The organism is Enterobacter sp. PL_is379 (genome assembly GCF_055817355.1).
The window spans coordinates 29,075-53,909 of sequence record NZ_JBVPGT010000022.1; the positions used below are offsets into that span (position 1 = coordinate 29,075).

26 protein-coding genes and 1 pseudogene are annotated in these 24,835 nt (G+C 53.6%); 11 read left to right on the plus strand and 16 right to left on the minus strand.

Annotation, left to right across the window (positions count from 1 at the left end):
* Window positions 1-10: 10 nt before the first annotated feature.
* The 14 genes from AC0TOY_RS04040 to pspA all read right to left on the minus strand — a co-directional run bounded on the left by AC0TOY_RS04040 (window position 11) and on the right by pspA (window position 13,465).
* Entirely contained in the window at window positions 11-1,093 is a 1,083-nt protein-coding gene (locus AC0TOY_RS04040) for an ABC transporter ATP-binding protein (protein WP_048991940.1), read from the minus strand.
* Between the two features lie 13 nt (window positions 1,094-1,106).
* Window positions 1,107-1,772: a beta-phosphoglucomutase gene (pgmB, locus tag AC0TOY_RS04045; protein ID WP_032647535.1), complete on the minus strand. Its 666-nt coding sequence runs from the start codon at window positions 1,770-1,772 to the stop codon at window positions 1,107-1,109.
* Window positions 1,762-4,041, minus strand: a complete 2,280-nt coding sequence (locus tag AC0TOY_RS04050; RefSeq protein WP_473721511.1) for a glycoside hydrolase family 65 protein — start codon at window positions 4,039-4,041, stop codon at window positions 1,762-1,764. The genes pgmB and AC0TOY_RS04050 overlap by 11 nt, the downstream gene beginning before the upstream one ends.
* Window positions 4,035-5,093: a Gfo/Idh/MocA family protein gene (locus AC0TOY_RS04055; RefSeq protein WP_370883575.1), complete on the minus strand. Its 1,059-nt coding sequence runs from the start codon at window positions 5,091-5,093 to the stop codon at window positions 4,035-4,037. The genes AC0TOY_RS04050 and AC0TOY_RS04055 overlap by 7 nt, the downstream gene beginning before the upstream one ends.
* Before the next feature lie 11 nt (window positions 5,094-5,104).
* Window positions 5,105-5,893, minus strand: coding sequence for a sugar phosphate isomerase/epimerase family protein (locus AC0TOY_RS04060; protein WP_370883574.1), 789 nt, complete (start codon window positions 5,891-5,893; stop codon window positions 5,105-5,107).
* Between the two features lie 17 nt (window positions 5,894-5,910).
* On the minus strand, window positions 5,911-6,963 hold the full coding sequence (locus AC0TOY_RS04065; RefSeq protein ID WP_208762967.1) for a zinc-dependent alcohol dehydrogenase: 1,053 nt from the start codon (window positions 6,961-6,963) through the stop codon (window positions 5,911-5,913).
* A gap of 28 nt (window positions 6,964-6,991) precedes the next feature.
* Window positions 6,992-7,834, minus strand: coding sequence for a carbohydrate ABC transporter permease (locus AC0TOY_RS04070; protein ID WP_023335920.1), 843 nt, complete (start codon window positions 7,832-7,834; stop codon window positions 6,992-6,994).
* Window positions 7,821-8,702 (minus strand): carbohydrate ABC transporter permease, encoded by an 882-nt coding sequence (locus tag AC0TOY_RS04075; protein ID WP_022648300.1) that lies wholly within the window; start codon window positions 8,700-8,702, stop codon window positions 7,821-7,823. The genes AC0TOY_RS04070 and AC0TOY_RS04075 overlap by 14 nt, the downstream gene beginning before the upstream one ends.
* 22 nt (window positions 8,703-8,724) lie before the next feature.
* Complete coding sequence (locus tag AC0TOY_RS04080; RefSeq protein ID WP_061714987.1) at window positions 8,725-10,017, minus strand: ABC transporter substrate-binding protein; 1,293 nt, start codon at window positions 10,015-10,017, stop codon at window positions 8,725-8,727.
* Between the two features lie 14 nt (window positions 10,018-10,031).
* The gene (locus AC0TOY_RS04085; RefSeq protein WP_473721512.1) at window positions 10,032-11,729 is read right to left on the minus strand and encodes a sugar phosphorylase; all 1,698 of its coding nucleotides are present in this window, start codon (window positions 11,727-11,729) and stop codon (window positions 10,032-10,034) included.
* 197 nt (window positions 11,730-11,926) lie between these two features.
* On the minus strand, window positions 11,927-12,151 hold the full coding sequence (pspD, locus tag AC0TOY_RS04090) for a phage shock protein PspD (protein WP_023312043.1): 225 nt from the start codon (window positions 12,149-12,151) through the stop codon (window positions 11,927-11,929).
* Window positions 12,152-12,163: 12 nt separating this feature from the next.
* Window positions 12,164-12,523, minus strand: a complete 360-nt coding sequence (pspC, locus tag AC0TOY_RS04095) for an envelope stress response membrane protein PspC (RefSeq protein ID WP_473721513.1) — start codon at window positions 12,521-12,523, stop codon at window positions 12,164-12,166.
* Complete coding sequence (pspB, locus tag AC0TOY_RS04100) at window positions 12,523-12,747, minus strand: envelope stress response membrane protein PspB (protein ID WP_023312045.1); 225 nt, start codon at window positions 12,745-12,747, stop codon at window positions 12,523-12,525. The genes pspC and pspB overlap by 1 nt, the downstream gene beginning before the upstream one ends.
* Before the next feature lie 49 nt (window positions 12,748-12,796).
* Window positions 12,797-13,465 carry a phage shock protein PspA gene (gene pspA, locus AC0TOY_RS04105; RefSeq protein ID WP_021240283.1) on the minus strand — a complete coding sequence of 223 codons (669 nt, stop codon included), beginning with the start codon at window positions 13,463-13,465 and terminating at the stop codon, window positions 12,797-12,799.
* Window positions 13,466-13,631: 166 nt separating this feature from the next.
* Between pspA and pspF the strand changes: the two genes are divergently transcribed.
* The 10 genes and pseudogenes from pspF to AC0TOY_RS04155 all read left to right on the plus strand — a co-directional run bounded on the left by pspF (window position 13,632) and on the right by AC0TOY_RS04155 (window position 22,396).
* Window positions 13,632-14,609 carry a phage shock protein operon transcriptional activator gene (gene pspF / locus AC0TOY_RS04110; RefSeq protein ID WP_024907141.1) on the plus strand — a complete coding sequence of 326 codons (978 nt, stop codon included), beginning with the start codon at window positions 13,632-13,634 and terminating at the stop codon, window positions 14,607-14,609.
* A 206-nt stretch (window positions 14,610-14,815) separates the two neighbouring features.
* Window positions 14,816-15,355: a DUF2778 domain-containing protein gene (locus AC0TOY_RS04115; protein WP_370883573.1), complete on the plus strand. Its 540-nt coding sequence runs from the start codon at window positions 14,816-14,818 to the stop codon at window positions 15,353-15,355.
* A complete protein-coding gene (locus AC0TOY_RS04120; protein WP_148769845.1) occupies window positions 15,352-15,567 on the plus strand; it encodes a hypothetical protein in 216 nt (71 codons plus the stop codon). Before AC0TOY_RS04115 ends, AC0TOY_RS04120 begins: the two co-directional genes overlap by 4 nt.
* 195 nt (window positions 15,568-15,762) lie before the next feature.
* Window positions 15,763-15,960: pseudogene (locus AC0TOY_RS04125) on the plus strand (site-specific integrase); the annotation flags it as partial.
* A 66-nt stretch (window positions 15,961-16,026) separates the two neighbouring features.
* Window positions 16,027-17,667, plus strand: a complete 1,641-nt coding sequence (gene sapA, locus AC0TOY_RS04130) for an ABC transporter substrate-binding protein SapA (protein WP_473721514.1) — start codon at window positions 16,027-16,029, stop codon at window positions 17,665-17,667.
* Window positions 17,664-18,629 (plus strand): putrescine export ABC transporter permease SapB, encoded by a 966-nt coding sequence (gene sapB, locus AC0TOY_RS04135; RefSeq protein ID WP_024907137.1) that lies wholly within the window; start codon window positions 17,664-17,666, stop codon window positions 18,627-18,629. The genes sapA and sapB overlap by 4 nt, the downstream gene beginning before the upstream one ends.
* The gene (gene sapC, locus AC0TOY_RS04140; RefSeq protein ID WP_024907136.1) at window positions 18,616-19,506 is read left to right on the plus strand and encodes a putrescine export ABC transporter permease SapC; all 891 of its coding nucleotides are present in this window, start codon (window positions 18,616-18,618) and stop codon (window positions 19,504-19,506) included. Before sapB ends, sapC begins: the two co-directional genes overlap by 14 nt.
* Complete coding sequence (sapD, locus tag AC0TOY_RS04145; protein ID WP_008501228.1) at window positions 19,506-20,498, plus strand: putrescine export ABC transporter ATP-binding protein SapD; 993 nt, start codon at window positions 19,506-19,508, stop codon at window positions 20,496-20,498. The genes sapC and sapD overlap by 1 nt, the downstream gene beginning before the upstream one ends.
* Before the next feature lies 1 nt (window position 20,499).
* Window positions 20,500-21,306 (plus strand): putrescine export ABC transporter ATP-binding protein SapF, encoded by an 807-nt coding sequence (gene sapF / locus AC0TOY_RS04150; protein WP_023312051.1) that lies wholly within the window; start codon window positions 20,500-20,502, stop codon window positions 21,304-21,306.
* 148 nt (window positions 21,307-21,454) lie between these two features.
* A complete protein-coding gene (locus AC0TOY_RS04155) occupies window positions 21,455-22,396 on the plus strand; it encodes an ATP-grasp fold amidoligase family protein (RefSeq protein ID WP_473721515.1) in 942 nt (313 codons plus the stop codon).
* On the opposite strand, the gene AC0TOY_RS04160 is transcribed toward AC0TOY_RS04155, so the two are convergent.
* Both AC0TOY_RS04160 and AC0TOY_RS04165 read right to left on the minus strand, forming a co-directional pair.
* Window positions 22,377-23,441: an ATP-binding protein gene (locus AC0TOY_RS04160; protein ID WP_048991917.1), complete on the minus strand. Its 1,065-nt coding sequence runs from the start codon at window positions 23,439-23,441 to the stop codon at window positions 22,377-22,379. The two genes, AC0TOY_RS04155 and AC0TOY_RS04160, sit on opposite strands and share 20 nt — an antisense overlap.
* Window positions 23,438-24,142 (minus strand): response regulator, encoded by a 705-nt coding sequence (locus tag AC0TOY_RS04165; protein WP_024907133.1) that lies wholly within the window; start codon window positions 24,140-24,142, stop codon window positions 23,438-23,440. The genes AC0TOY_RS04160 and AC0TOY_RS04165 overlap by 4 nt, the downstream gene beginning before the upstream one ends.
* 271 nt (window positions 24,143-24,413) lie before the next feature.
* Between AC0TOY_RS04165 and crrC the strand changes: the two genes are divergently transcribed.
* The gene (crrC, locus tag AC0TOY_RS04170; RefSeq protein WP_032647855.1) at window positions 24,414-24,800 is read left to right on the plus strand and encodes a colistin resistant protein CrrC; all 387 of its coding nucleotides are present in this window, start codon (window positions 24,414-24,416) and stop codon (window positions 24,798-24,800) included.
* Window positions 24,801-24,835 lie beyond the last annotated feature (35 nt).

A 24,835-nucleotide genomic window follows, 5' to 3' on the forward strand; every position in this document is an offset into this window, starting at 1 on the left:
AACACCTTTCTTATCTAATAGCCGCTTCGGTTTCAGCGTCGAAGAAATGGCACTTACTCATATCGAACTGGATGTCGATATTATCCCCAGCGGCATAATCATTCGCGGCGCCTGCGCGAACCACCAGTTCATGGCCGCCAACGGTGGCGTAGAGCATGAACTCCGCGCCGGTCAGTTCGGCGACGCTAACTTTCGCCGCGATGTTTTCACCGCTGCTCTGCAGAGTGAGAATATCTTCCGGGCGGATGCCAAAGACTACGGCTTTGCGCTGATACCCTGCGGCATTCAGTGAAGCGAGCGTGTCTTCCGGGATCGCCAGACGCAGCGTTTCCGTGACGAAATAACGGTCATCGATAGCGCCGCGAATGAAGTTCATGGCTGGCGAGCCAATAAACCCTGCGACAAACATGTTCGCCGGTTCGTTGTACACCTGCTTCGGGGCACCGACCTGCTGAATAATGCCGTCTTTTAAGATCACGATGCGGGTTGCCATCGTCATCGCTTCCGTCTGATCGTGGGTCACATAAATCATGGTGGTATTAAGCTTCTGGTGCAGCTTGCTGATTTCAGCCCGCATCTGCACGCGAAGCTTGGCATCGAGGTTGGAGAGCGGTTCATCCATCAGGAACACGCCCGCTTCGCGCACGATCGCCCTGCCCAACGCCACGCGCTGACGCTGTCCGCCGGACAGCGCGCCGGGTTTACGCTTGAGGTACTCCCGCAAGCCGAGGATCTGTGCCGCCCAGTGAACGCGCTCTTCGATAACCGCCGGGGCGATTTTCTGCATCTTCAGGCCAAACGCCATGTTGTCGTAGACCGTCATATGCGGGTAAAGCGCATAGTTCTGGAACACCATCGCGATATCGCGAGACTTGGCGGGCACGTCGTTCATGCAAACGCCGTCAATGACCAGTTCACCCGCGCTGATCTCCTCCAGACCGGCAATCATACGCAGCGTTGTGGATTTACCGCAGCCCGAAGGCCCGACGAAGACGATGAACTCCTTGTCTTCGATTTCGAGATTGAAATCCTTAACCACGTGGACCTGGTTATCATAGATTTTCTGAATGTGTTTCAGAGACAGTTGAGCCATTGTTAATTCCTTATCAATACGTCCGGGATGCCCAAAACTCGGTCAGACATTTCCAGGTCAGTTCCCGCGTTGAATGAAGTTGTAATCCCGCATGGTCCAGGCCAGATCCAATCCCAACCGATAGCATTCCCGCCGCGTTGATCGCCTCAACGCCTGCAGGTGCATCTTCGATACCCATCGCCTCTTCAGGACGCACATTCAGGCCAGCACAGGCGGCGAGGAAGATCTCCGGGTCAGGCTTCGAACAGATAATGAGGGAAGCATCGGCGCAAAAATCAAAAGCGTGCTGAATGCCCAGGGCGCGCAAGATGCCAGGGGCATTCAGGGAAACGGAGGCGAGCCCAATTTTGACGTTCGCCGCACGGATATCCGCCAGCACGTCGCGAATACCGGGAAGCAGTGAATCTTCCGTCAGTGACGCCAGAGACTGGACATAGAACGCGTTTTTCTTCGTCGCCAGCGCCAGGCACTGCTCATCGCTAAACGTTCCCTCTTTCCCGCCATGCTTCAGGATGCGCTGAAGGGAATCCATGCGGCTAATACCCTTCAGCTGTTCGTTAAACACTTCATCGATGGTGATGCCGATTTCCTCCGCCACTGCACGCCAGGCCAAAAAATGGAGGTGTGCGGTATCGGTGATCACACCGTCCAGATCGAATACAACAGCCTTAAGCGTCATGGTGCACCTCCGTGGTAGCGGTCCCATTCACAGATGCAAGAAAGTCCTTACAGGCACAAACTTTATGCCCCGATACGTGTAGCGTTTTGCCCCACAGCGTCAGCATGACAGGTGCCGAAGCTTCAATGGTTAAAACCTCGTTTTCGTACGTAAAGCGCAGCGTGGTGTTCCGCCAGCGCAGGGGGAAAGCAAGTCTTCGCCAGTGGGCTGGCACCCTGGGCGCAAGGTGCAGCTCCCCTTCCACTATCTGCATGCCGGCAAAGCCCTGAATGACGCCGGACCAGATAGCACCCGTGGCCGCGGCATGAATGCCGTCGTCGCTGCTGTGCGGATCGTCGCCCAGATCGATAGCCACGCCGGCGCGCCAGAAGGCGTAGGCCCCTTCCGTATCGCCACAGCGGGCGGTCACAATGCCGTGGATGGCCTTGCTCAGCGAAGAGTCATGGATTGTGCGGGGTTCGTAGAACGCCAGATTGGCGGCACACTGCTGCGGGGTAAACCGCTCCGGTAGTAGATAATTAAGCATCACCACATCGGCCTGCTTAAGAATCTGCATCTCGTTCACTTCCGCGCGGGAATAATCGAGCAGAATGGTCTGCTTACCCGCTTTGGCTTTGTAGCGGCTCAGATCGATGGCAGGTTTTGCCATGAAGGTATCATCCTGGGGGAGCACACCGTCCGCGTCAGCCTCTGGTAGCCATAAGCTCGCCAGGAACCGTGAGGCATTCTGCGTAAAACCTTCATCCTCGCGCCCAAACATCGCCATAAACTGGCGAGCGCAGGCGACGTTGTGCCAGGCCAGATAGTTGGTATAAGCGTTGTTGTTCACATGCTCGGTGTATTCGTCCGGTCCGATGACGTCATGGATTTCGAGACGACCATTGATTTCCGTTGCGCGGCCCATCCAGAACGCAGCGGTTTCCATCAGCAGCGTCAGGCCTTCATTTCGCATAAAGGCATCATCGTGTGTCGCCTGCCAGTAAGCGACGACGGCCCAGGCAATGTCCGCCACGATGTGGTGTTCCGCCAGCGCGGAGGCCACCTTCTGGCGCGTGCCGGTTCGGATGTTGATAGCCGCGAACTCCGGCGTCTCTTCCCGCCCGCTGGCGGCGCTTTCCCATGGGAACAGCGCGCCGGGCCAGCCGTTGCGACGGGCTTTTTCCCGTGCGCCTGAGAGATTAAGCCAGCGATAGCGCAGCAGGCTGCGGGCGGTTCGGGGACGCGTGAAGAGATGGAAAGGCAGCAGGAAAATTTCGGTATCCCAGAAGACGTGGCCTTTATACCCCTCGCCCGTCAGCCCCTTGGCGGCGATACTGCTTCGCTCATCATGGGCAGGTGTCATGGTGGTCAAATGCCAGACGGCGTAATCCAGCGCCATCTGATCCTGATACTCCGCAGAGTCCACTTCCACCCGAGCGTCACGCCAGACCTCTTCCCAGGCATACGACGAACTCTCAAGCAACGCGTCGTAGCCTCTTGCCGCACAGACCTTAAGATCGGCCAGCGCGTTGCGAGCGAAAGAGGCCTGCGACAGTGCTTTATCACTGCGATGCGTCACCCAGACGATCTTCTCTAACGTGACAGCGTCACCCTTCGCAATCGTCAGCGAATGATGAACGCTGAGACGACGATTTTTGGCGGTGAAACAGCTGTCGCTCTTCGCTGAGAGCTGACAAAATGCCGAAACAACAACTTCTGACGCACGGTCCTGCGTTTCATACACGCCCTGCATGTATTGCTGGTCAAACACTCTGACCGACATTTCATCCAGATGCTGTCTGCCGCTGTTCGTTTGCGTTGCATCAATGCCGGTTTTCAGCACGGCCTGCGTGACATCATCAAGCGGTGTGATCGAAAGCTGCATGGCCACAAGCGGCAGCTGATCCAGAGAGACAAAACGACGACTCTCCAGGCGATAGCGCTTTCCGTTGGGGGAGCGCCAGACGACGCGGCGATGAAGTTCGCCGTTGGCAAACGCCAGCTCGCGCTGCCACTCGAGAATTTCGCCTGACAGGAGCGTGAAATTGACGCCATCCAGCTCAACATCAATACCGGTGATATCCGGCAGATTGATCAGCTCAGTGGTCTCGTTACGACCCGCCTGATGATAGAGACCCGCAAGATACATGCCTCGGGTTTGCTGGGTGTAATCTTCTTCATGCGCAGCGCGGATCCCCATGTAGCCATTACCGCAGGCCATGATAGAGGCGTATTTATTCAGGCTGTGTGGACAAAAGCCCGGGTCGGTTAATACAGACACGTTTAGCATAAGGTCACGCTTTCCCCTGTTTCTGCTGATTCATACAGCGCGGCGACAAGCTGCTGGATAACCAGCCCCTGCTCCGCATCAGCTATCGTGACGGGCTCTCCCAGCACATGCCGTACGAAGGCATCCATACTGCGCTTATGACGCTGGTCGTCAGCTTCTTCACGCTGCGTGAGGGTGACTAAAACACCGCCTTCATCGTTGTAGATGTGCGCCGGGAACAGCGTAGCGCCCGCCTTTTCACCGCAGAATGCGACGTTCATGATCGATTGCTCACGGATATTGAGCGCAAACGACGTGTCGAGGCGCAGAATGCCACCGTTGCAGAACTCAATCGTGCCAAACAGGGCGTCCTCAACGGTAAACTGCGTGGGATCCCACTCGCCAAACTGGCCGCTGCTTTTACGGTTTCCCAGCTTCTGGAAGCCGTGTGCCGTCACCTTTTTTACCGCCGGGAACCCCAACACGTACATTGCGGCATCGAGCATATGGATACCGATATCAATCAGAGGCCCACCGCCCTGTAGCGCTTTGTTGGTAAAGACGCCCCAGCCTGGAACCCCGCAGCGGCGTAGCGCCTGGGCCGTGGTGTAATAAACTTCTCCCAGCGCCCCCTTCATCACAGCCTCACGCAGCAGCTGCGTATCGAGAGCAAAACGATGGTGAAAATCATACGCCAGCACTTTCCCCGCCTTGCGCGCGGCCATGCGCATCCTATCGGCCTCCTGCGGCGTCATAGCCGGCGGTTTTTCACACATTACGTGGCAGCCCGCTTCCAGCGCGGCCATGACGTGCTCGAAATGGAACCGGTTAGGCGAACAGACGCTCACCGCATCCGGCTTAACCGCCTCGAGCATCTCTCGCGTATCCTGCCACACCGAGGGAATACCATGACGTTCCGCAAACGCCCGAGCCTGTTCAGGGTGGCTGTCCATGACAGCCACCATCTGAACATCACTGCGCGTGGCGTAATACGAGGCATGCACTTTGTCCGCGACCTGCCCGGCGCCAATGATGGCGACGCGCAGAGGCGAAGGTGTAGAAGCACTCATCACGCTCGTCATCCTTAGCATTCACGCAAATAAGTGAGGGAGTCCTGATAAGCCTGCGCCGGATCCTCGGCGCGGACACGGCACTCATACACCACGTAACCCTGGTAATCATCCGCACGCAGCTGATCGAACAGGCTGGCAAAATCGAGGCTGCCGCTGCCCGGCTGATAGCGGTGGTTATCTGCGATGTGCACATGGCCCAGCAGATTGCGGTGCTGATGCAGCGCATCCGTCAGCGAGTCTTCTTCGATGTTCATATGATAGAAATCGCCGATGATCTGCACGTGCTTCAGGCCGTTCTCTTCGATATAGCGACGCGCGTCAGCAAGGGTGTTGATCATATGATCCTGATAGCGGTTCAGCGGCTCCAGGTAGATGGTCGTCCCGGTACGCGCCGCGACCTCATCCAGCCAGCGCAGGGAGGCGCTTACCGTGTTGCGGTCTCCTTCCAGGCTGCGTGGGGAGGTCATTGGCGGGAGGCGGAAGGTAAACATTCCCCAGGCAGCAGGCACGATAATGCCCTTGCCGCCCACCTCAGCCAGCGCTTCCAGAATGCGTTCAATCTGCTTTAACCCGTTCAGACGACGTTCTTCGATGAAGTCGCCAATCCAGCCATCGTATCCACCGCAGGCCGTCGTCACCGGCAGACCGGTGGCTTTGATGGCCGCTTTTACCTCGGCGAGGTTTTCTACCAGCAGTCGGCCATCAATTTCATAGCCATCAAAACCCATCGCTTTGATGTACTCGAATTTTTCCATGATATTGGTCGGGAAAAAGGCCTGGTTTTGCGTTGCGATTTTCATGATGTGCTCTCCTTAGCTTAAAAAGTGACGCCCATTTTGATACTGAGTTCCGGGTGCTGATCGACATACGTCATGTAGCTTTCCGGGCTGGTGGTGAAGGTCACGACCGGGTCAATCAGATCCTCACAATTCAGATAGCCGTTCATCAGCAGTTCCCAGCATGTCTCTTCAATACGTTTACGGCTCCAGCGCGGGTAGTCCGGGTTGGGTTCGCTGCAGGCGCGGGAGAAGACAATCTTCGCGTTATTGAAATGCGCTTCGCGGCCGAGGTTAAAGCCTTCCGCGAACGGTTTTGCGAAGGCTACGTAGGAGATGGTGCCGCCATAGGCAAGTCCGCGCAGCGCGGACTGCAGTGCATCTGCATAGCCGCTGGTTTCGATGATCACGTCCGCGCCCTGCTTCCCGGTCAGCTTTTTAATTTCCAGACCGACATCAGTGCCGATTGGGTTCAGACAGTGGTCTGCCCCATGACGACGGGCGATCTCGCAGCGGTGTTCGATTGGGTCGACACCGATCACGACGGACGCCCCGGCTTTTTTGGCCAGCTGGACAGCAATCTGCCCAATCGCTCCCAGCCCCACCACGACTACAAAATCGCCGACCCGCACGTTGGCATCACGCACGCCGCTCATGGCGAACTGCGCCGGATCGTAGCAAACGGCGTTTTTCCAGGAGGCACCCTGCGGCATTTTGCGCAGCTTGTAGTTATTTACCGCGTTAACGATCACCGTTTCCTGCAGCGGTGCATAGCAGCAGACGCTGTCGCCGATTTGATATTCAGTGACGTCATCACCGCATTCGATAATGTCGCCAACAATCATGTTGCCCAACTGGAACTTACCGAATTCGATCCCGCGGGCCGTACCCTCTTCACGCGGCGTGAACATCTGCCACTCCGCGTTGAACTCTTCATCGATAAACGGACTGGCGGCGCGGAAATCCACCACTTCGGTACCGTGTTTCGGCGCGCCAAAGCGGGCGCGAATTTTCACTTCATGAACCGCAACCGGACGATCTTCATATTCCACCAGCGCCGCCACACGAGGCGCTGTCGCAACTAATTTTTTCATGACTGACTCCTTGTTAAAATTGGCCGCCTCAGCCCTTCACGCCACCGGCGGTCAAACCACTTTTAATAAAACGTTCAGACAGGGCGTACATGATGACCACCGGAAGCGCCGTCACCAGCGATGCCGCCATCATGCGACCCCAGATATAATCTGGCGTGCTAAAGAGCGTGTTCAGCCCGACCGGCAAGGTGAAATTGCTGGCGCTGGACAGGAAAATGGACGCAAACAGGTAGTCGTTCCACGCCACCATGAAGCAGTAGACAAACACCGATACGAGCCCGGAAATCGCCAGCGGCACGGTGATGCGGAAGATGATTTGCAGGCGGTTCAGGCCGTCCATCATCGCGGCTTCTTCGATTTCGTCCGGGATGGTGTCGAAATAGCTGCGCAGCATGAACACCGCGGTCGGTAACGTTTGGGTCACCATGGTGATAATCAGCGCCAGCTCGGTGTCGTAGATCCCAAGGGCAGTGATGATTTTGAACAACGGCACCACCAGCAATATCCCGGAGAACATGTAGACGGTGTAAAAACTCGCATTGATCGTCGTGCGGCCCTTAAAACGCAGTTTTGACAAGGCGTAGGCCCCCAGCGTGCCGAGAAACACGGCAATCACCGATGAGGTCAACGACACCACCATGCTGTTTTTGAAATAGTCCACAAACGGGAAAATCAGCGGGTTAAAGATGTCGACGTAATGCTGCAACGTCCACGCCTGCGGCAATATGGTCGGGTTAAGCGATATTGCCTCTTTCGCACTCTTAAATGACGTCATTAGCATCACGAAGAACGGGAACAGCGTGATGACCAGAAACACCGCCAGCCCCAGATAAAAACCAATGCGGCTCAGTACGCGTTTATTTGTTGCCATTGAGGTTTACCCTTTTTCTGGTCAGCAGAATCACCGCGAAGATGATCACGAACAGCACGACGGAGATCGCCGCTGCTTTACCCAAATCATTGAAAGCGAATGCCGTTTTGTAGAGGTAGACGCCCAAAATATCGACCTTGGTCGTCAACAGGTAGACATCCGCAAACATGTAGAACATCCAGATAGTGCGCAGCGTCACCACCGTTGCCAGCACCGGCATAATCGCGGGTAGCGTAACGATTCGAAAACGCTGCCAGGCATTCGCGCCGTCCATTTCCGCCGCTTCATACAGCGACTTATCAATGGTCTGCAAAATCGCCAGGAACGAAATGAACGCGTACGGGAAGTAACGCCAGATGGCGAACAGCACCACCAGTACAAAACTGCTGCCAGGATTGTCGAACCACAGCGGCGCCTGGTCATACAGATGCAGCAGGTCAACGCCCAGATAGTTCACAATGCCGTAGCCGTTGTTGAACATGTATTTCCATGCAAACACCAGCGAAATGGACGGCGTAACGTAGGACAGAATTACCAGTGAACGCGCCGTTTTCCGCATACGGAATTCACGGTTAAAGAAGATCGCAACAGCCAGCCCCAGCCCCGTGCTGCCAATCACCACCAGCGCGGTGTACCAGAAGGTCATCCACAGCGAGTGCCAGAAAGCAGCATCCCCGAGAATGCGGATGTAGTTATCGAGCCCGACGAACACCGCATCTATACGCGGGTTCAGCGGCAGACGTAAGAAACTGATTTCAATATTGGAAATCATTGGCCAGGCCACCAGGCCCCCCAGCAAAATCAGGCTGGGGGCCAACAGCAGCATGGCGAAAGGCATATCTGAACGACCAGAAAACAACGTCTTCATAATTTCCTTCCGCAGAGCGCTCCTATCGTTGTGAAATCAGATCAGTCAGTCGCTTCTGGCTGTCACTAAGCGTGTTGCTGAGATCTTGTTTACCTACCGTGACGTTATGCACCATAGAACTGATAATGCCGGACCCGGTTACATCGCCCATGCGGGTGAAGTTTTTGTCGCCCACGGCACCAAACACCTGAACATTTGGGAACTGCGCAATCAGTTCGTAAGGCAGTTGCCCAAACGCTTTAATCACATCGTTGTTTTTCCAGGTATCAGTGCCCACCACCAGCTTGTTCACCGGCAGTGCCGCGCCAGGCGACATCATGACCCAGTCGGTTGCGTTTTGAGCCTGCTCCATCCAGGTCACAAACTTTTCAGCCGCCTGAGTTTCATCTTCGGTTTGACCGGTGGTAATCGTCAGCGACGTGACCATGCCGTAAACTGCAGAAGATGTTTCTGTTGGGACGACGAAGCCCAGGTTGGCAGGGTTTCCATCCTGGAATACCGCCGGCAGGATGTAGGTGGAGTAAACCGCCATCGGCGCAGAACCGTTCATGAAGGCATCTTTGATCTCCATGACGTCGTTTGAACCCGGCATGGTGGTCGCGGCCAGGGCTTTATAAAACGCCAGGGCCTTTGCCATTTCAGGGGTATCGATGTCGACGTTCCCTTTGGCATCAAAAACGTTCGCGCCGCCGGAAAGCGCAAACTGGGAGAATGCCTGCTCTGTCATCACGCTTTCCGCGGTGGGCAGCGCAATGCCGTAATGTTTTTTGGCCGGGTCGTTAAGGCTCTGGCTGGCTTTCAGCAGCTGTTCCCAGTTATGCGGCTCCTGGATACCCGCTGCAGCAAGCACATCTTTGTGATACCAGACGCCGGATAGCCAGGCACTGACTGGCACCCCCGTCCAGGCAGAACCATCTTCCGTACGCACAACACGCAAGATGCCGTCATAGAAGGTGTTCTCGCCTACCGCTTTAATGGCTTCACCAATAGCTTTGCGATCCAGCAGCTGTTCCTTGTCCATGACTTTCGCGTAGTCATGACTGACTTCAATTACCTCAGGCAGTGCGCCCGTTCTGGCGAGCGTAATAACCTTGGTGTTGTAGGCATCCTCTTCTACCGGCACCTGTTTCACCGTGATGCCGGGGTTCTCTTTCTCAAATTTTTCGATCAGCTTCGTGATAACCGCCTGACGCTCCTGCTCGACAGATGAGTGCATAAACTCAATGGTGACAGCAGACTTTTTGTCATCCTTGCAGCCTGATAACAGGGCGCACGAAACCAGTGCTGATATCAGCACAATTCTGGGCATTTTCATTTTTAAGGTCCTTTTTAGTTTTCTTTAATCCACAACACCTGCCATGGATATAGGGTCAGCGTTTTATCTGTAATATCTTTTCCGGCAATCAACTCCGTTCCGGATTGAATATCGGACTCCACCGTTTGAATGCCATCGCTGAAATTAAACAGCGCCGTTATTTTTTCGCCACAATCCGCCACGCGAACGATTTTTAATACATGCTCACCTGACGCACTAAAATAAGCTTCACTGTCAGGATGGAATGCTTTTTCCGCCCGACGCAGCGCGATTAACTGGCTTAATGCGCAATAGACCTGAGAGCGCAGGCTATTTTTATCTTCAAGCACGCTATCAATTTGTCCTGCAATGTATTTTTCACGATTTATCGCGCGGTTGTATCCCAGACGTTCAACACCTGTATAATCATTACGCGAGCCGAGAATACTCTGGATATAAACCGCGGGCACGCCGGGGAAACTTAAGAGGACGGCATGCGCCAGAATAAACCGGGCAATCCGATGGCTATCAAGACTGTCACGTGTACTTAATGCATCCAGATAGGTCACATTAATTTCATAAGGACTGCGTGTACCATCCGGGTTATTTTTCCAGTTAACCAACGCCCCTTCAGCCTGAAGTTTCTCCACAAGAGAGAGGATTTCCGACTCAGGTAAAATTCCGCGCAACGGATTCAGACCAATCCCATCATGCGAGGCCAGGAAGTTAAACCAGGTGGTTTTCGTCGAAGGCAGCCTCAGCGACGCTGCCCACTGGCTCAGCGTCCGGACGTCCTGACAATGCACCGCATGCAATACCAGCGGCGGCAAAGAGAACTGATAAACCATCTGCGCTTCATTTTCACCGTCACCGAAGTAAGCGACGTTATCTTTATGCGGAACGTTCGTCTCGGTGATAATCACCGTCCCCGGGGCGACAGCTTCAGTGATAGCGCGGAAAAGCTGGATAAGCTGGTGGGTTTGCTCAAGGTGGATGCAGTTTGTTCCGGGTATTTTCCACATGAAGCCCACAGCATCCAGACGAATGTATCGCGCCCCTTCAATCAGGTAATGCAGCAACACGTCCACCATCGCGATCAGCACCTGCGGAGAGGCAAAGTTAAGATCAACCTGGTCCTCGCTGAAGGTGGTCCACAGGTGTCGCACGCTGCCATCATGCAGCGTGAAAGGCGTAAGAAGCGGTAAGGCACGCGGACGCGTCACCGCGGATAAATCTGTTTCAGGATCGACAGAAATAAAGAAATCATCATAGCCAGGCGTTTGCTTCAGATAATTAGAGAACCATTTACTTTTGGATGACATGTGGTTGCAGACGAAATCGAACATTAAGCTGGTGGACTGTTTTAATTCAGCTACATCTCGCCACGTACCCGTTTCAGGCGCAACCTCATGATAATCAATAACAGAAAATCCGTCGTCCGAAGACCATGGATAAAAAGGCAAAAGATGGACATGAGAAAAAGATTGGGAAAGCCATTTGTTATAAAAACGTGTAAAAACCGGCAGCGCCTTCTCCCCTTTCGCTGAAAACTGATCGGCATAGGTAATCAGAACAACATCTTTTTCATCCCATCCCGTTTTACGCTTCTCTGTAATAACAGAAGCGGCCTTTCCAATATTTTCCATCAGCACCTTAAACTGGGCTTCAGAAAACGTTACCCCATAAACAAGATTAATGAGTTCTTTAATTTTTGCCTTCATTTCATTTTCCATGGTAGCGGTCCCACGAAGTGGCAATCTACTCCCATGAAAAATATCTGTCAACGGACCTGGAAGAGGAAAAAGGTGATTGCAAAGCAGCTCAGCGTAATATTGTGAGCTGCCGCAAAGAAAGCACGGGAAAAAGAGAAAATGCGGTTAACCGTCGTCAGTCCCTCTCCCGGAAGGGAAAGGGCTAACGCCAGCGGGGGTTATTGGGATAAGTAGCGGCGAGAAAGCCGTTTTGCCACCTTTTGCAACAGCGGTTCGAGCGCCACGGCCAGCACCATTCTGACCGGCTTGCGGGCAACGGATTTTATTGCCCACCCCGCCACACCTGCCGGTCCGAACCGTAACGCGGTCAGCAGGACCAGTTTACCTGCGATTTTCAGGCCGGGTTTTACCTTCTGACCGGCCTGTTGCCAGTGTTGTTTCATCTCATCTCTCTCTTAAAGCTGACGAAAACGACTTCTCAGCGTAAAGGTATCCGACGTGACATAGCGTTCCATTTCCCGTAGCCGCTTCTCACCGGCGGAGAGTTGCGCATCAACCGCATTGAGAAGATCGCTGCTGGTGGGGGCACCTTCCGCAGCCAGTTCTCCTTCCGGCATCGGGTCAAGGACAAACGTCAGGACGATATATGCCACCAGGGTAATAAACGCCAGTCCGAAGAAGATCGATAGCACCGTGACCACGCGCACCAGTTTTACCGGGACATCAAGATAATGAGCCAGTCCGGCACAAACGCCGCGCACCATACCCTGCTGCGGAATACGCCACAACTTTTTGTTCAGATTCAGTCCAGACATTAACGGTCCCTCCAGTTTGGATGTTCAGCATCCAGGATGGCTTCCAGCGCCTGAATGCGTTCGCGCATTTTGTTCGCCTCATCGGAGAGCTGAACCAGACGCTGTTGTTCACTCTGGGAAAGTTCGCCCCGTGAAGAACGGTTGCTGTAGTGCAGCCATAGCCAAATCGGCAAAACGAACAGCACGAAAATTGTCAGGGGAATGGCCAGAAAAAGCGCGCTCATGTGTACTCCTTGTCTTACGATGCGGCACGCTCAGGTGCCGCAGGAATTATTATTGGTTGTCTTGCTTCATTTTGGCTTTCAGTGCCGCCAGCTGCTCGCTGATTTCATCATCGGCCTTCAGGTCGGCGAACTGTTGATCCAGCGACTTCTGCTTACCGATGCCGTGGCTTTCGGCTTCCGCTTCCATCTGGTCGATACGACGTTCAAACGATTCAAAACGCGCCATCGCTTCATCAAGCTTACCGCTGTCCAGCTGGCGACGAACGTCGCGGGAAGAGCTTGCCGCCTGGTGACGCAGGGTCAGCGCCTGCTGACGCGCGCGGGTCTCGCTCAGTTTGTTTTCAAGCTCACCAATCTCTTTCTTCATACGGGTGAGCGTGTCATCCACCAGCGTCACTTCATGCTCGAGCGTCGCGACCAACTCTGCCAGCTTCTGTTTTTCGATCAGCGCCGCGCGGGCCAGATCCTCTTTGTCTTTGCGCAGCGCAAGTTCCGCTTTTTCCTGCCATTCGTTCAGCTGAGCGGTAGCTTGTTCAATACGACGCGTAAGCTGTTTTTTCTCCGCCAGCGCACGGGCGGAGGTAGAACGCACTTCAACCAGCGTGTCTTCCATCTCCTGAATCATCAGGCGAACCAGCTTCTGCGGATCTTCCGCCTTCTCAAGCAGTGAGTTGATGTTGGCGTTCACGATGTCGGCAAAACGAGAAAAAATACCCATAATCAAATCCTCATAGTTCTGTTATCGGGCTATGCCCTGCTGTACAGATAGTACAAACATCATGCCAACTTTTTATCTTATTGATTTCACTGAGACTGATTGATTTTCATGCAGTAAAGAACTATTCTTGCCTGGTGAATATCGCTAAGGAGTGGTTAATTTCATCATGCCTGGATACAAAGACAATTTACTCGGCGAAGCAAACAGTTTTCTGGAAGTGCTGGAACAGGTTTCTCGCCTGGCGCCGCTCAACAAACCGGTACTGATCATCGGTGAACGCGGAACGGGGAAGGAATTGATAGCTAACCGTCTGCACTATTTATCCGGGCGCTGGGACGGCCCCTTCATTTCCCTTAACTGCGCGGCGCTGAATGAAAACCTGCTCGATACCGAGCTTTTCGGGCATGAAGCGGGCGCGTTTACCGGTGCCCAGAAGCGTCATCCCGGACGCTTTGAGCGCGCCGACGGCGGTACGCTGTTTCTTGATGAGCTGGCCACCGCGCCCATGCTGGTGCAGGAGAAACTGCTGCGCGTGATTGAATACGGCGAGCTGGAGCGCGTCGGCGGTAGCCAGCCGCTGCAGGTCAACGTGCGCCTGGTGTGCGCCACGAACGCCAACCTGCCGGAGATGGTGGCGGAGGAGAAATTCCGTGCCGACCTGCTTGACCGCCTGGCCTTTGACGTCGTTCAGCTTCCTCCGCTGCGCGAGCGCAAAAGCGACATCATGCTGCTGGCAGACCAGTTTGCGATTCAGATGTGCCGCGAGCTCGGACTGCCGCTGTTCCCCGGCTTCAGCGATTATGCACAGGAGACGCTGCTTGCTTACCACTGGCCGGGAAATATCCGCGAACTGAAAAACGTCGTGGAGCGTTCCGTCTATCGCCACGGCAGCAGCGAGACGGAGCTGGACAACATCATTATCGATCCTTTTCAGCGCAGCGTACCGTCTCTGACCGTGCCAACGTCTTCAGGCGATCACCCTACTCTTCCCCTTGATTTACGCCAGTTCCAGCACGACCAGGAGAAACAGCTGCTGGAGCAAAGCCTGAAGATGGCGAAATATAACCAGAAACGGGCGGCTGAACTGCTGGGTCTGACCTACCATCAGTTAAGGGCATTGCTTAAAAAGCATCAAATGCGCTGACAATATCAGCACTTAACCGCAGAGATTTTTACGGAGCATGGTCTGATTGATATTCTTCATAAGGTTTACAGCACTCTGCTGGCATCCTCACCCCGTTACTACCAAACATGCTTAATCACTAACCTGCCTGTAATGAAAATTTAGTAGGTTAACCAGCCATTTATTATCGATTATCATTTCTGCAAAATGACAATCGCAACGGGAGTATGAGCTTGCAGATTTGCATGATGGATTATGGTCGGCTGTCGCCAGATGGGAAAACGCTCAAGCTGGATTGTTACGGTATTGGATCGTTTGACGTACTGTCAGGAATTGAACGGTATATAAACAATCCAAACTGTTCAGATATCGAAAAAGCCGCTATACCGCCGGGTACTTACTGGATTGTTGACCGCCCCGCTGGCAGTTTTGTTAACCAGGTCAGAGCAGAATTTATCGATATGGTACACCTGTACAAAAACCATCACTCTGAATGGTTCGGTTTGTATAGCGCACAAACCATGAGCGATTACGTCTATGTTAATGGGGCGAGACGCGGGAGTTTCAGACTTCATCCTCTCAACACCGATGGTTCTGGTGTGTCGTGGGGCTGTATCACCCTTTACAGAGCGGCCGACTTCCAGATTTTACGGAATGCGTTACTCAACCGGAAAAAAGTGATTGTACCCGGCGGTAAAGGATTGATGGCTTACGGACGTATTGATGTTCGTGGTGTACCTGACTTCAGTAAATGTGGTGTGAGATGAAAATCATAATATTCGTTGTTTTACTTATTGCCTGTTTTATCCTCTTACCGGACAGCTGGATTAATGATGTTTTCATGCAACATATCCAGATATCAGGCGATGGTGAAGAAGCCATGAATAACTATGATTTCACAGCAATTCTGATCAAGTTTGGCCTGTCTGCAATGATAGCGTTTGTACTGATGATGCTTATGAAAGTGCTGAAAAAATGAACCAGGGTGGCAGGTACGCACGTAACAACAAAGTGAGCATTTTTACTCTATGCTATTTAGACTGTGCGTATGCCATTGCCTTACCCGTACTTGATCTGCTCTCAGAGCTGGTGATAAACGGCCGCATTTTACCAGCTATTTTTCTTCAGAAAGTATGATCCCAGATCTGATAGCGACAACATGTCTTCCTGTCATTCGCGGCATACATTCACAAGCTTGATGCTATCCGCCGGAGCGAATCCTTCGTTTATAGCGAGTCAGATGCGCCACGAAAATGCTAAGATAGTCCATGAGGTATATTCAAAGTGGATTGCAGGTATGAACGTGCATCTGGTTGTGACGCTGAGTGACCGACTGCAAACGTTACTGCCCCCATTATGCCCTCAGGCTTAAACGACACTGGATAATGTCGTTTAAAATTAGTAGGATAGCCACTTCATATATAATACCTTAAAAATTATGCGTCTGGTTTTATCGTCCTTTTTTGCACTTGGTCTGTTTAGCAGCCTGGCCTTTGCCGCGCCCGGGCTAACGCCGCAGCCTGACATTCGTGACAGCGGCTTCGTCTATTGCGTAAGCGGCCAGGTGGATACTTTCAACCCGCAAAAAGCGGGCAGCGGCCTGATTGTGGATACCCTTGCCGCGCAGCTTTACGATCGTCTGCTGGATGTTGACCCGTATACCTACCGTCTGGTGCCTGAGCTTGCGGAAAGCTGGGAAGTGCTGGATAACGGCGCTACCTACCGTTTTCACCTGCGCGATGACGTCGCGTTTCAACGCACACCGTGGTTTACCCCCACGCGCAAGCTGAACGCAGATGACGTGGTCTTCACCTTCCAGCGTATCTTTAACCGCAACCACCCGTGGCATAACGTTAACGGCAGCAACTTCCCCTATTTCGACAGCCTGCAGTTTGCCGACACCGTCAAGAGCGTGCGCCAGCTGGACAACCGCACGGTAGAATTTACGCTGACGCGCCCGGATGCCTCTTTCCTCTGGCACCTGGCAACCCACTATGCGTCCGTCATGTCGGCAGAGTACGCGGCGAACCTGACGAAAAAAGATCGTCAGGAACTGCTCGATCGCCAGCCGGTTGGCACAGGTCCGTTCCAGCTGGCCGAATATCGCGCCGGTCAATATATTCGTCTGCAGCGCCATGAACACTTCTGGCGCGGTACGCCGCTGATGCCGCAGGTGGTGGTGGATCTCGGCTCTGGCGGAACGGGACGTCTGTCGAAATTGCTCACCGGGGAATGTGACGTCCTTGCCTGGCCCGCGGCCAGCCAGCTCACGATTTTGCGCGACGATCCGCGCCTGCGTCTGACGTTACGCCCGGGGATGAACATCGCGTATCTGGCCTTTAACACAGATAAACCGCCGTTGAATAACCCTGCCGTTCGGCACGCTCTGGCGCTGGCCATTAACAACCAGCGCCTGATGCAGTCGATCTACTACGGCACGGCGGAAACCGCCGCCTCAATTTTACCGCGCGCCTCGTGGGCCTATGACGGTGAAGCTAAAATTACGGAATACAATCCGGCAAAAGCGCGTGAACAGCTGAAAGCGCTGGGGGCAGAAAACCTGACGCTGCAGCTTTGGGTGCCCACCAGTTCCCAGGCGTGGAACCCCAGCCCGCTCAAGACCGCCGAACTGCTGCAGGCAGATATGGCGCAGGTGGGTGTCAAAGTGATCATCGTACCGGTTGAGGGCCGTTTCCAGGAGGCGCGCCTGATGGACATGAATCATGATTTAACCCTGACCGGCTGGGCGACCGACAGTAACGATCCGGACAGCTTCTTCCGGCCGCTACTGAGCTGTGCGGCGATAAACTCGCAGACCAACTACGCCCACTGGTGTAACCGGGAGTTTGACGCCGTGCTGCAAAAAGCGCTGGCTTCCCAGCAGCTGGCCTCACGTATTGACGCCTATGATGAAGCGCAGAAGATCCTCGCCCAGGAACTGCCGGTGCTGCCGCTGGCCTCTTCCCTGCGTCTTCAGGCCTATCGTTATGATATTAAAGGTCTGGTACTGAGTCCGTTCGGCAACGCCTCGTTCGCCGGCGTGTCGCGTGAAAAAGAACAAGAGGTGAAAAAACCATGATTATTTTTACCTTACGTCGGCTCCTTTTGCTGCTGGTGACGCTCTTTTTCCTGAACTTTGTCGGCTTCAGCCTGAGCTATTTCACGCCCCATGCCCCGCTTCAGGGGTCGTCGCTGTGGGATGCCTGGCTCTTCTGGTTTAACGGGCTCCTGCACTGGGATTTCGGCGTGTCCAGCATTAACGGGCAGCTGATTTCCCAGCAGTTGAAAGAGGTGTTCCCGGCCACGATGGAGCTGTGCATTCTGGCCTTCGGCTTTGCCCTGATGGTTGGCATTCCCGTGGGCATGCTGGCCGGGATCTATCGCAACAAATGGCAGGATAAGTTTATCAGCGCCCTCGCCCTGTTCGGCTTCTCCATCCCGGTATTCTGGCTGGCGCTGCTGCTGACGCTTTTCTTCTCGCTGACGATGGGCTGGCTGCCGGTTTCGGGGCGTTTTGACCTGCTCTATACGGTTAAAACGGTGACGGGTTTTGCCATTATTGACGCGTGGCTGTCCGATTCGGTGTGGCGCCACGAGATGATCGTCAGCGCCCTGCGCCATATGGTACTGCCGGTGCTGACCCTGGCGGTTGCGCCGACAACCGAAGTGATCCGCCTGATGCGCCTGAGCACCATTGAGGTATTTGACCAGAACTACGTCAAAGCCGCCGCCACGCGCGGGTTGTCACGCCTGACCATACTGCGTCGCAACGTCCTGCACAACGCGCTACCGCCGGTTATTCCGCGTCTGGGATTACAGTTTTCCACCATGCTGACGCTGGCCATGATCACCGAAATGGTCTTTAGCTGGCCAGGCCTTGGGCGATGGCTGATTAACGCCATTCGCCAGCAGGACTACGCCGCTATTTCTGCGGGTGTGATGGTGATTGGTTCGCTGGTGATTATTGTCAACGTGTTGTCCGATATTCTGGGTGCTATGGCTAACCCATTGAAGCATAAGGAATGGTATGCCTTACGATAGCGTATACAGTGAAAAGCGCACGCCCGGCGTGCTGCGTACCGTGTGGCGTAAATTCTATGGTGACACCACGGCAATGATCGGCCTTTATGGCTGTGCCGGTCTGGTGTTGCTGTGCGTCTTTGGCGCGTGGTTTGCACCGTACGGCATTGACCAGCAGTTCCTTGGCTATCAGCTGCTGCCACCGTCCTGGTCGCGCTACGGTGAAGTCTCTTTCTTCCTGGGAACGGACGACCTCGGACGTGACGTGTTGAGCCGCCTGCTGAGCGGTGCAGCCCCGACGGTTGGCGGCGCATTTGTGGTGACGCTCGCGGCAACGATCTGCGGGCTGGCGCTCGGTATTTTTGCAGGATCCACGCATGGCCTGCGCTCGGCGGTGCTTAACCACATCCTGGATACGCTGCTGTCGATTCCGTCCCTGCTGCTGGCGATCATTGTGGTTGCCTTTGCCGGTCCGCATCTGTCGCATGCCATGTTCGCTGTCTGGCTGGCTATCCTGCCCCGCATCGTGCGCTCGGTTTACAGCATGGTGCATGATGAACTGGAAAAAGAGTATGTCGTCGCAGCCCGTCTGGACGGCGCGACGACCTTCAACATTCTGTGGTTTGCCGTGCTGCCTAACATCGCCGCCGGGCTGGTCACTGAGATCACCCGCGCCCTGTCGATGGCGATCCTGGACATCGCGGCGCTCGGCTTCCTCGACCTCGGCGCGCAGCTGCCGTCGCCCGAATGGGGTGCGATGCTCGGTGACGCGCTGGAGTTAATTTACGTGGCACCGTGGACGGTTATGCTGCCGGGTGCGGCCATTATGGTGAGCGTGCTGCTCATCAACCTGCTGGGCGACGGTATTCGCCGTGCAATTAATGCGGGGGTGCAATAATGCCGCTTCTTGATATTCGCAACCTCACCATTGAATTCAAAACCGGTGAAGGCTGGGTTAAAGCCGTCGATCGCATCAGCATCACCCTCGCGGAGGGTGAAATTCGCGGGCTGGTGGGTGAATCCGGCTCAGGCAAAAGCCTGATCGCCAAAGCCATCTGCGGCGTAGCGAAAGACAACTGGCGCGTCACCGCAGACCGTATGCGTTTTGATGATATCGATCTGCTGCGCCTCTCCCCCCGCGAGCGGCGTAAGCTGGTCGGGCATAACGTCTCGATGATTTTCCAGGAGCCGCAGTCCTGTCTCGACCCGTCCGAACGCGTGGGCAAACAGCTGATGCAAAACATCCCCGGCTGGACCTATAAAGGCCGCTGGTGGCAGCGCGTTGGCTGGCGCAAGCGTCGCGCCATCGAGCTTTTACACCGCGTCGGGATAAAAGATCACAAAGATGCGATGCGCAGCTTCCCGTACGAGCTGACCGACGGCGAATGTCAGAAAGTAATGATTGCCATCGCGCTGGCTAATCAGCCGCGTTTGCTGATTGCGGATGAGCCCACCAACGCGATGGAACCCACCACGCAGGCGCAAATCTTCCGCCTGCTGTCGCGTCTCAACCAGAATAACAACACCACCATTTTGCTGATCAGCCATGACCTGCAAATGCTCAGCAAATGGGCGGATAAAATTGACGTGATGTACTGCGGGCAAACGGTCGAAACCGCGCCGAGTGAAGACCTGATCACCGCGCCGCATCATCCGTATACGCAGGCGCTTATCCGCGCGATTCCGGATTTTGGCAGCGCAATGCCGCATAAAAGCCGCCTGAATACCCTACCGGGGGCGATTCCGCTGCTGGAATCCCTGCCGATAGGCTGTCGTCTGGGGCCGCGGTGTCCCTATGCTCAGCGTAAATGTATCGAGACGCCACGCCTGACCGGGGCGAAAAATCATCTTTACGCCTGTCATTTCCCGCTGAACATGGAGAGAGAGTGAAATGGTCGAAACCTTACTGGAAGTCCGCAACCTGAGTAAGACCTTTCGCTACCGCACGGGGCTGTTTCATCGCCAAACTGTCGACGCGGTGAAGCCGCTGAGCTTTACGCTGCGTGAAAAACAGACGCTGGCGATCATTGGCGAAAACGGTTCCGGGAAATCCACCCTGGCAAAAATGCTCGCCGGCATGGTTGAACCGACGGCAGGCGAAGTGTTGATTGACGATCATCCTCTGACGTTCGGGGATTACTCTTTCCGCAGCCAGCGCATCCGCATGATCTTCCAGGATCCGTCTACCTCGCTTAATCCACGCCAGCGCATTTCGCAGATCCTCGATTTTCCGCTGCGTCTGAACACCGACCTGGAGCCAGAGGCGCGCCGTAAGCGCGTATTTGAAACTCTGCGCATGGTTGGGCTGTTACCGGATCACGAAAGCTACTACCCGCATATGCTGGCCCCCGGCCAGAAACAGCGTCTGGGTCTGGCGCGTGCGTTGATATTGCGGCCAAAAGTGATCATTGCTGATGAAGCGCTTGCCTCGCTGGACATGTCGATGCGCTCTCAGCTGATTAACCTGATGCTGGAATTGCAGGAAAAACAGGGGATCTCGTATATCTATGTCACCCAACATCTGGGAATGATGAAGCATATCAGCGATCAGGTGATGGTCATGCACCAGGGTGAAGTGGTCGAGCGCGGCAGCACGGCGGATGTGATGGCCTCACCGCTTCATGAGCTGACAAAACGACTGATAGCCGGTCATTTCGGTGAAGCATTAACCGCCGATGCATGGCGCAAAGACCGGTAAACAAACGTTGCACCGTTCAATAAGGATTAAATAGCCTTTACACGCTATTTAATCCTTTTAATTTTCGTCTCCATCCCTGCTCCATCTTTTAAGCAATATCAATCAACAGTTCTTCTCCAGAATATCCGGACATTACGGAGGAGAAGAAATGAACAACGCCACTTACGTTCTCAAATATACCGAGTATCTCATCAGAAAATGCCGTTCATTCTTAATGACGGACCTGTACTTTCATACTGTGAGGCTCGAGAAAACATCCGGGACAAAACCTGACATTCAATCACCCACGACGTTGAGTGAAAAAATATGTCATCGTCTGGTCTATGACCATAATAACCTCTACACGATGCTTGCCGATAAACTCGCCGTTCGGGCATACGTTTCCTCCAGAACAACGCGCGTGAAAACGGTGCCATTAATTGGCGTTTATACCAGGGCGTCGCAGATTGATTTTTCCGTGCTCCCTGACAAATTCGTCCTTAAGTGCAACCATGATAGTGGCAGCACAATAATATGTACGAACAAAGCGCAATTTAACGACAAGAAAGCGCGTAAAAAACTGAGCCTCGCGTTAAAGAAAAATTTGTACTACACCACGCGTGAGTGGCAGTACAAAAACATTACGCCGAGTATACTTTGCGAGCCATTCGTCGATCTCTTCGATGATGCTGACAGGAATACGACGCCCGAAATGCTGAGGATCCATTGCTTTCATGGCGTCGCCCACTATGTTGAAGCGGATTTTACGGATGATAACGGCAACGGTTTTATCAACGTTTACGACAGGCACTGGAACTTACAACCCTTCCAGATGGAGTATCCGAATACTTCAGTAAATCCAGACGAACCGGTCTTGTTCCGACAAGCGTTGCTGGCATCCCAGGAGCTGGCGGATGGCATTGACTACTGCCGCGTTGACCTCATGCTAAAAAAAGAAGACATCTATTTCAGTGAAATAACCTTAAGCCCGAGACGCGGTAAACTGACGATTACCCCGCAGGAATGGGATGCTAAGTTAGGAAAAATATGGCATTTATCGCCGGCAGGTGCATTTGACCTGCCGCTGAAACTCACGAGTCGGGCCAGGTAAGTTTAAATATCGAGTGGTTTTGCGTCGATAAGGTATAGGTAACATCGCCACCATGCGCCAGCATGATGGCTTTTACCACCGACAAGCCCAAACCACAGCCTTCCGGGTTCAACTGCCTGGCGCCATTATCGCGCTGAAACGGCTGAAATAAGAAATCATGAAACTCCCTGGGGATGCCCGGCCCCCCGTCCTGAATAAGGATATAATTGCCTTTATCAGAAACGCCATTTTTCACGATGAGTTTGCGCGAGGTAGAATAGTGTAAGGCATTGTCAAATAAAACGGTCAGACACTGATTGATGCGTAACGGATCGAATACGCATTGCTGATCCCTCAGTTCTGTATTGACGGTAAATGCCTTACGGCTGAACTCGGGCATGAAGGTATCGAGCGCGTCCTGTATTGTCCCTTTTAAATCCGTTCTCGACTGGTATAGCGTATATCCCGCCCCGCCATCCGAACTGACAACCCGGAGATCTTCAATCAGGCGGGTTAACCCTTCCGTCTGTTTGAGAAGATTATTAAACAGCACCGGGTCCGGGGTAAAAACACCATCAACCAACCCCTGAAGCCTTCCGCGTAAGATCGTGACCGGGGTTCTCAGCTCATGCGCAATAGCCGCATTCCAGGATTTCCTCTGAATATCCAGCGTCTGTAATTTTTCCGCCATTTCATTGAAATCCGTCACAAGGTGATTGATCTCACCCAGCCGGGAACTGGCACAGAATGCCCGGGCATCCAGATCGCCCTGAGAAATCTTTTTCAGGCTGGACGCGACCGCGTTTAGCGGGGTGAGTATTCGCGATGACAGTTTGACCGTGAAAAAGAGGGCAATAATCATACTGATCGTAGTCGCGGTCCCAATCCATGCCCAGTCCCACATCGTCATCTGTTCATCATCGCCCGCAGCAGGGCCGCCCGGGAGGTGATCCAGAATAAAGGAGTAAAAAAACCAGGAGCCCAGGATGGCGATGGCAATTATCGTAAACGTCAGCAACAGCATATACGTTAAGATCTGACGACTCAGGACAGACTCTTTATTCATTTCTTTTCCCCAAGCCGGTAGCCCATGCCTCTGATGCTCTCGGGAACACCGTAAAGACCGGCAAGCTCCAGTTTTTTACGCAACTTGCTCATATGGCTATCGACCGTTCTGTCGAGCGTATCGCCTTCCGGCAGACACGCGTTGAGTAACTCTTCACGGGAACAGACCTTTCGCGGATAACGCACCAGCCAGGTAAGTAATTTAAATTCGGTCGTCGTTAATACCGGGGAGATAACCTCTTCGCCCACGGTGACTTCCACGTAGAAATCATCCGGATAGACCGTAATAAAGGGCGTTCTGAGCGGCAGGGAACCCGCCTGCTGAAGCGCAGGTTTTGTCCTGCGCAGCACCGCCTCAACCCGTGCGACAACCTCAGAGGGGTTAAAGGGTTTGATTACGTAATCATCCGCCCCGAGCCTCAGACCCATAAGCTTATCGACGTCCTGATCGAGAGCGGAAACCATAATGACGGGGACAGCACTTTCATGGCGAAGCGTAGTAAGCACGCTCCAGCCGTCACACACGGGCAGGTGAATGTCCAGCAAGATGAGATCCGGTTTATGGAGGCGATTAAGCGTTATCGCCTGCTCGCCCTGCCTGGCCCTCAGCGTTTTCATTCCCGAACGCTCTAAGTAGCTCATCAGTATATCGGCGATTTCGTCTTCATCTTCAACAACCAGGATCAGCGTATTTTTGTTCATATTATCTCCGCGGGTGAAATCCCTTTAAGCACGCTATCAGATATCTTTAGCACAATAAGACACAGCCTCCGGGAAAAAGTGCCGTAGTTACGAAAATTTCCCGGTTGATTTAAATGCCCGGTTATTTCTCCACACAGCCTACACATTCAGTCAATAAAGACTCGACAATGTCCGTTCAAAATCGCTATTGAGGCATAACGCGTTGTGCATTGCGCGCTGCAAATTACCACTGTTTCTTAAAGATTTTATGAAGTTGGCTGCAATAATGAACATGGAACTTTCAAAATATTTCTCTCCTAAAAAACTGGGCATATATTCCCTGTTTCTGCTGCTGTCGTGGGGATTACTTTATACCTGGCTGGTGCTGGTCCACAGAGTGGATGAAAAAGTCGCCTCGACGTTGCTCTCATCACCCATCATCTATGGCTGTATCGCATTGTCGGTTGTCACTTTGATAATCCAAAATAAAGCTGGTGCGCTAACTGAGCTATTTGTCGTCGCCTTCTGGCTGATGGTGATTTTTGTTTATCTCATTATTACGTTCACCGTGCTGTTAAACGCGATGCCCGATATCGAGGATCTCGTCTTTTATTACGAGTGTTATTTGATCATTTTTTTTGGCGGATCACCGCTGTACCTCATTATGAGAATGATTTGAGCCCTTGATCCACACGGCCTCCATAAACCGCCCAC

Excerpts from the sequence above, each read along its gene's own strand:
- AC0TOY_RS04160 (WP_048991917.1), bottom strand. The coding sequence starts at position 23,441 with ATGAATAAAGAGTCTGTCCTGAGTCGTCAGATCTTAACGTATATGCTG.
- pspB (WP_023312045.1), bottom strand. The coding sequence starts at position 12,747 with ATGAGCGCGCTTTTTCTGGCCATTCCCCTGACAATTTTCGTGCTGTTC.
- sapA (WP_473721514.1), top strand. The coding sequence starts at position 16,027 with ATGCGTCTGGTTTTATCGTCCTTTTTTGCACTTGGTCTGTTTAGCAGC.
- sapB (WP_024907137.1), top strand. The coding sequence starts at position 17,664 with ATGATTATTTTTACCTTACGTCGGCTCCTTTTGCTGCTGGTGACGCTC.
- pspF (WP_024907141.1), top strand. The coding sequence starts at position 13,632 with ATGCCTGGATACAAAGACAATTTACTCGGCGAAGCAAACAGTTTTCTG.
- AC0TOY_RS04115 (WP_370883573.1), top strand. The coding sequence starts at position 14,816 with ATGAGCTTGCAGATTTGCATGATGGATTATGGTCGGCTGTCGCCAGAT.
- AC0TOY_RS04065 (WP_208762967.1), bottom strand. The coding sequence starts at position 6,963 with ATGAAAAAATTAGTTGCGACAGCGCCTCGTGTGGCGGCGCTGGTGGAA.
- pspA (WP_021240283.1), bottom strand. The coding sequence starts at position 13,465 with ATGGGTATTTTTTCTCGTTTTGCCGACATCGTGAACGCCAACATCAAC.
- AC0TOY_RS04080 (WP_061714987.1), bottom strand. The coding sequence starts at position 10,017 with ATGAAAATGCCCAGAATTGTGCTGATATCAGCACTGGTTTCGTGCGCC.
- AC0TOY_RS04155 (WP_473721515.1), top strand. The coding sequence starts at position 21,455 with ATGAACAACGCCACTTACGTTCTCAAATATACCGAGTATCTCATCAGA.
- AC0TOY_RS04070 (WP_023335920.1), bottom strand. The coding sequence starts at position 7,834 with ATGGCAACAAATAAACGCGTACTGAGCCGCATTGGTTTTTATCTGGGG.
- pgmB (WP_032647535.1), bottom strand. The coding sequence starts at position 1,772 with ATGACGCTTAAGGCTGTTGTATTCGATCTGGACGGTGTGATCACCGAT.
- AC0TOY_RS04060 (WP_370883574.1), bottom strand. The coding sequence starts at position 5,893 with ATGAAAATCGCAACGCAAAACCAGGCCTTTTTCCCGACCAATATCATG.
- pspC (WP_473721513.1), bottom strand. The coding sequence starts at position 12,523 with ATGTCTGGACTGAATCTGAACAAAAAGTTGTGGCGTATTCCGCAGCAG.
- sapD (WP_008501228.1), top strand. The coding sequence starts at position 19,506 with ATGCCGCTTCTTGATATTCGCAACCTCACCATTGAATTCAAAACCGGT.
- sapC (WP_024907136.1), top strand. The coding sequence starts at position 18,616 with ATGCCTTACGATAGCGTATACAGTGAAAAGCGCACGCCCGGCGTGCTG.
- AC0TOY_RS04085 (WP_473721512.1), bottom strand. The coding sequence starts at position 11,729 with ATGGAAAATGAAATGAAGGCAAAAATTAAAGAACTCATTAATCTTGTT.
- AC0TOY_RS04075 (WP_022648300.1), bottom strand. The coding sequence starts at position 8,702 with ATGAAGACGTTGTTTTCTGGTCGTTCAGATATGCCTTTCGCCATGCTG.
- crrC (WP_032647855.1), top strand. The coding sequence starts at position 24,414 with ATGGAACTTTCAAAATATTTCTCTCCTAAAAAACTGGGCATATATTCC.
- AC0TOY_RS04120 (WP_148769845.1), top strand. The coding sequence starts at position 15,352 with ATGAAAATCATAATATTCGTTGTTTTACTTATTGCCTGTTTTATCCTC.
- AC0TOY_RS04165 (WP_024907133.1), bottom strand. The coding sequence starts at position 24,142 with ATGAACAAAAATACGCTGATCCTGGTTGTTGAAGATGAAGACGAAATC.
- sapF (WP_023312051.1), top strand. The coding sequence starts at position 20,500 with ATGGTCGAAACCTTACTGGAAGTCCGCAACCTGAGTAAGACCTTTCGC.
- pspD (WP_023312043.1), bottom strand. The coding sequence starts at position 12,151 with ATGAAACAACACTGGCAACAGGCCGGTCAGAAGGTAAAACCCGGCCTG.
- AC0TOY_RS04050 (WP_473721511.1), bottom strand. The coding sequence starts at position 4,041 with ATGCTAAACGTGTCTGTATTAACCGACCCGGGCTTTTGTCCACACAGC.
- AC0TOY_RS04040 (WP_048991940.1), bottom strand. The coding sequence starts at position 1,093 with ATGGCTCAACTGTCTCTGAAACACATTCAGAAAATCTATGATAACCAG.